This is a genomic window from Amycolatopsis sp. NPDC021455, from assembly GCF_040640995.1.
In the GTDB taxonomy this organism is placed as follows: Bacteria; Actinomycetota; Actinomycetes; order Mycobacteriales; family Pseudonocardiaceae; genus Amycolatopsis.
This window is the reverse complement of the sequence record NZ_JBFACT010000149.1, coordinates 1-5,067: the sequence shown is the minus strand read 5'-3', so window position 1 is coordinate 5,067 and position 5,067 is coordinate 1. Positions and strand designations below refer to the sequence as shown.

The 5,067-nt window shown below is 69.4% G+C and carries 4 protein-coding genes; all 4 read right to left on the bottom strand.

Translation table 11 applies throughout. The features are described 5' to 3' along the window. Positions 1 to 57 precede the first annotated feature (57 nt). Positions 58 to 1,686 carry an ABC transporter substrate-binding protein gene (locus AB0G28_RS49100; RefSeq protein ID WP_361106544.1) on the bottom strand — a complete coding sequence of 543 codons (1,629 nt, stop codon included), beginning with the start codon at positions 1,684 to 1,686 and terminating at the stop codon, positions 58 to 60. 315 nt (positions 1,687 to 2,001) lie between these two features. After that, positions 2,002 to 2,955, bottom strand: coding sequence for a Ppx/GppA phosphatase family protein (locus AB0G28_RS49095; protein WP_361106541.1), 954 nt, complete (start codon positions 2,953 to 2,955; stop codon positions 2,002 to 2,004). A gap of 122 nt (positions 2,956 to 3,077) precedes the next feature. Further along, positions 3,078 to 4,259 carry a lytic murein transglycosylase gene (locus AB0G28_RS49090; protein ID WP_361106538.1) on the bottom strand — a complete coding sequence of 394 codons (1,182 nt, stop codon included), beginning with the start codon at positions 4,257 to 4,259 and terminating at the stop codon, positions 3,078 to 3,080. 142 nt (positions 4,260 to 4,401) lie between these two features. After that, on the bottom strand, positions 4,402 to 4,911 hold the full coding sequence (locus tag AB0G28_RS49085) for a DUF501 domain-containing protein (RefSeq protein WP_361106536.1): 510 nt from the start codon (positions 4,909 to 4,911) through the stop codon (positions 4,402 to 4,404). Positions 4,912 to 5,067: the final 156 nt, after the last annotated feature.

Sequence of the window (5,067 nt, the reverse complement as noted above, 5' to 3'; positions counted from 1 at the left end):
ACCTTCCTCGCGGTCCCGCCCACGACGCCGTGGTGGTTGTGGCAGGTCAGCGCGCCACTACTTCTTGAGGACCTCGATGGACGGGTAGTCCGGCATGCGCCGGAAGTCCAGGGCGGCCGACTTGAGGTTCTTCGACTTCGCCGCGACGCCCTTCTCGTCCCAAACCGGGATCGACGGCAGGTCCTTGGCGATCAGGTCCTCGGCCTGCTGGTACAGCTTGACCGCCGCGTCCTTGTCGGCGGTGGCGTCCGCCCGCGCGAGGAGCGCGTCGACCTGCGGGTTCGAGTAGCTGGAGTCGTTCGAGGACCCGCCGGTCTTGTAGATCGGGTTGAGGAAGTCCTCGATGGACGGGTAGTCCGCGGACCAGTCCGAACGGCCCATGCCGGTCAGCTTCTTCTTGGTGACGATGCTGCGCCACTGGCCGAAGTCGGTCGCGGGCACGAAGTCGCACTCGACACCGAGGGTGTTCTTGATGCTGTTGCACGCCGCGACCAGCGGTTCCTTGCGGCCACCGTCCGCGTTGGACGCGATGGTCAGCTTGCCCTGGAAACCGGACTTCTGGAAGGCCGCCTTGGCCGCCGCCGGGTCGAACTTGCAGAACTCGCAGACACCGGGACGCGCACCCGGGATGCCCTGCGAGATGTAGCCGTCCGCGGGCACGTAGGTGTCGTTCATGACGGTCTTGGTGATCTGCGCGCGGTCGATCGCCATCGAGATGGCCTTGCGCAGCTCGAGGTTGTTGTACCCCGGCACGTAGTAGGGCACGGCGATGGTGCTGATCCCGAGCAGGTGGCCGGTGACGAGCCGGTCGCCCAGGTCGTTCTTGTACTTGCCGCCCGCGACCGCCGACGGCGGCAGCGCCTCCATGAAGTCGAGCCGCCCGCTCAGCAGGTCCTGGTAGGCGGTCTCCTGGCTGGCGTAGATCTTGATGTCGAGGTCCTTGAAGTGGACCTTGTCGTCACCCTTGTAGTCGTCGTTGCGGGTGAGCTTGATGTCCTGGTTGGGCGTCCGCGAGACGAACTTCATCGGGCCGTTGCCGATGGGGTGCTGCTCGAAGGCCTTGGGGTCCTTGAAGAACGAGTCGGGCAGCGGCGCGAACGCCTGGTAGCCGACCTTGATGTCGAACACCGAGAACGGCGCGTCCAGCGTCACCTGGAACTCGTAGTCGTTCTTCTGGACCAGGCCGGACATCTTGTCCGTGGCCGGCTTGGCGTTCTCGTCCTCGGGGTGGACGTCCTTGTAGCCCTGGATGTTGGCGAAGAAGTCGGTGTTGAGCTGGCCGTTCGGCGCGTAGGCGCCGTAGTTCCAGGCGTCGATGAAGTTGTGCGCCTTCACCTCGGTGCCGTCGTGGAACTTCCAGCCCTGCTTGATCTTGATGTCGTAGACCTTGGAGTCGGTCGTGGTGATCGAGTCCGCCATCAGGTTGAACGGCTTGGCGTCCGCGCCCTTGAAACCGACCAGGGTGGCGAACATGACCTGGATGGCCTTGGTGCCGCCGAGGTCGTTGATGTTGGTCGGGACCAGCGCGTTCTGCGGCTCGGTGCCGTAGACGCTGACCGTGCCGTCCGGGTTCGTCTCGCCGGCGCCCGCGGAGTTGCTGCCCGAACCGCCGCCGCACGCGGCGAGCACGAGCGCCAGCGAGGTCATCACCACCGTGGGTCCCCAGAGCCTGCGCGAACGACGCATGATCCCCTCCATATCCGGTGTGTCCGAAAGGTGAGACGCACGCTATCGGGGGCGGCGAAGCTGATCACGGACTGCGGTGTTGCAAATGTGTGACGACCGTCGGGACCACCTGGTTGGAGCACAACCAACGTAGGAATCCGGATACTCCGGACGGCCTAGCGCGGACAGCAGGTCATCACGCGCTCACCCTCGGTCCCGTTGCGGCACAAGCCCTTTCGGGCGGCCGAACGGTCGGTCAGCTGCGGACGTCCTGAACGACTCGTTCCTGTCGTCCGGTGGCAGGAACGAGTCGTTCAGGACATCGGTGCGCTCGCCTCAGGCGAGGGAGAGGGCGATGCCGTCGAGGATGTCGTGCTCGCTGACGACCAGCTCGGTCGGGCCGCCGCGGGCGGCGAGCTGCTCGGCGAGGGTCTGGACCACCACCGCGCCGCCGCCGATGACGTCGACGCGGCCCGGGTGGATCACCGGGTTCGCCGCGCGGGTGGCGTGGTTTTCGCTGAGCAGGCGGGTGGCGAGCCGGTCGATGTCCGCCGCGCTCAGTTTCGAAAGGTGCACGCGGTCGCGGTCGTACTCCGGCAGCTCCTGGGCGATCGCCGAGAGCGTGGTCACCGTGCCGGCGACGCCGACCCAGGTCTTCGCGCGGGCGACGTCGACGACGTCGAACGCCTCGGTCAGCACCTTGCCGGCCAGGTCGCGGGCGGCGGCGATCTCGTCGGCGGCCGGCGGGTCGCTCTTGAGCGCGCGCTCGGTGATCCGCACGCAGCCGATGTCGACGGACTTCGCGGCCAGCACCTCGGCCTGCCTGCCGTCCCAGGTGCCGAGGACCAGCTCGGTCGAACCGCCGCCGACGTCGACCACGACGAACGGGCCGTCGTCCGGGTCCTGCTCCCCGACGGCGCCGGTGAAGGACAGGCGGGCCTCCTCGTCGCCGCTGATCACCTCGGCCTCGACACCGAGGGTCTCGCGGGTCATGCGGAAGAAGTCGTCGCGGTTCTTCGCGTCACGGGTCGCCGAGGTGGCGACCATGCGCACCTTCTCGACGCCCTTGCGCCGCGCGGCGACCGTGTAGTCGGCGAGCGCGACCCGGGTGCGTTCGAGAGCCTCGGGGGCCAGCTCGCCGGTGGCGTCGACGCCCTGGCCGAGCCGGACGATCCGCATCTCGCGGTGCAGGTCGCGCAGGTCGACCGTGCCGTCGTGGCGCGGCGTCAGCTCGGCGACGAGCAGGCGGATGGAGTTGGTCCCACAGTCGATCGCGGCAACACGAGGCATGCGATCACCCTAACCGGCCGCCGCCCGGCCCAGGGCGCCGGCGGGAACGTCGCGAATGACTCATTCGGGACCTCCGGCGCCGCGAATGAGTCATTCGCAGCGCTCCGGCCAGGCGGTGTCGCTCAGCCGCTGGGCGGTCCCACGGTGGTCGTGGTCGGGGTGGTCGACGTGCTGACCGAGGTGACCGTCGCCCCGCACGTCGCCTTCGGCGGGGTAGTCGACTGCTCCGGCGGTGGGGTGCTGGTCTTCGGAGTCGTGGTCGGCGGCGGAGTCGTCGTCGTGGTCACGCTCGTGACCGTCGTCGTGGTGACCGTCGTCGTCGGCGACGCGCACGGCGGCGACGTCGTCGCCTTGGTCGGCGAGCTGGTCGTGCCCTGGGTAGGCGTCGTCGTGGGCGTGGGCGTCGTCGTCGGGATCGGCGGGGGCGGGACCGACGGCGGAGGCGGCGCCGCGGCCGCGTTCGGGGCGCCGATCGGCACCGTGCTGTCCGGGACCTGCATGATCCCGTTGCGGTAGGCCTCCGCCCAGAGGATCACCGTGTTCACGTACGTGTCGGAGTTGTTGTACCGGTAGATCGCCCCGCGCAGCTGGTCCGGCTTCGACAGGTCGAAGCCGCCGGAGCAGAGGTAGCGGCCGGTGGCCAGCGCCGCGTCGAAGATGTTGTTCGGGTCGGACTTGCCGTCGCCGTTGCCGTCGGAGGCGTAGGCCTTCCACGTCGCCGGGATGAACTGGGTCGGGCCGACCGCCCGGTCCCACACCGGGTCCGTGTCGAGCACGCCCTGGTCGGTGTCCGGGATCGCGGCGAACCCGCCCTGGCCGTTGAGCTGCGGGCCGAGGATCGGCTCACGCGTGGTGCCCGCTGCGTCGACGTACCCGCCGCGCGCGTGGTTGGACTCGATCCGGCCGATGCTCGCGATCAGCGCCCAGTCGATGTGACACGCGGGCAGCTCGCGGCCGAGGATGTCGGCGGCGTTCTTGTACGCGGCGAGTGCGGTGGCGGGGATGCCGAGCGGGCCGTCGGGGAGCTCGTAGGCCGGCAGCGGCAGCGGGGTGGGCGCGCCGGGGAGGGTGCCGTCGACGGCGATCTGCTGGAGGGCGGCGTGGCCGGGGTCGTAGCCCTGGCTCAGCGCGGCGTCGCGGGTGTGCTCACCGCTGCCGCCGAGCCAGCCGAGCGTGCCGCCACCGGCGACCAGTGCGGGGATCACCGCGAAGATGCCGGTGATCAGGGGGTACGCGGTGCGGTGGCGGATGCCGAATCTTCGGGCGTAGCTCCCGACTGCGTCTGGCAGTCGCCGCACACGCATGACTCAGAGCCCTCCTGGCCGGATCGGTCCACCACTCTCGGGTGACAGCCTGCCGCACCCGAGACGAGGTTTCACCCCGACGAGAGACCCGATCGAGGTTTTCGCTCACCCAGCCCAGTTATCTCTTCACACCGCGCGAGCGTTACGCGGCGCAGTCCCCCGAGGGCCACCCGTTCGCCTTAAGCATGGCGATGGTCTCGTCACCGAACGGGTTCACGCCGGGGCCGACGGCCAGCGCGTGGGCGACGTGGACGTGCAGGCACTTGACGCGGCCCGGCATCCCGCCCGCGGTGACCTGGTGACCGAGCGGCTCGATGGCGTCCCGCTCGGCGAGGTAGGTCTCGTGCGTGCGCTGGTACTGCGCGGCCAGCTCGGGATCGGTGGAGAGCCGCTCGGTCATCTCCTTCATGATCCCGGACGCCTCGATGGTGCCGATCATCGAGTTCAGCTTCGGGCAGGTGAGGTAGTAGAGCGTCGGGAACGGCGTGCCGTTCTCCAGCCGCGGGCTGGTCTGCACCACGGACGGGTGCCCGCTCGGGCACCGCGCGGCGATGGCGCGCAGCGCTCGCGGCGGCCGCCCGAGCTGCTCCGCGATGATCTCGCGGTCGGCGTCGGTGACGGGCTCGAACCGGTGCTGCTGCGTGCTGTCCACGCGCTCAAGGTTAGTGCGTGGCCCCCGCCACCCGGTCCGCGCCCCAAGCGCCCCAATGTGGCGTTGGTTGCGTTGGACGCACCCAATGTGGCGTTGGGGGGGGGGGGGGGCCCCAACAACAACATGTGGGGGTTTATAAAAGAACCGAGGACCACA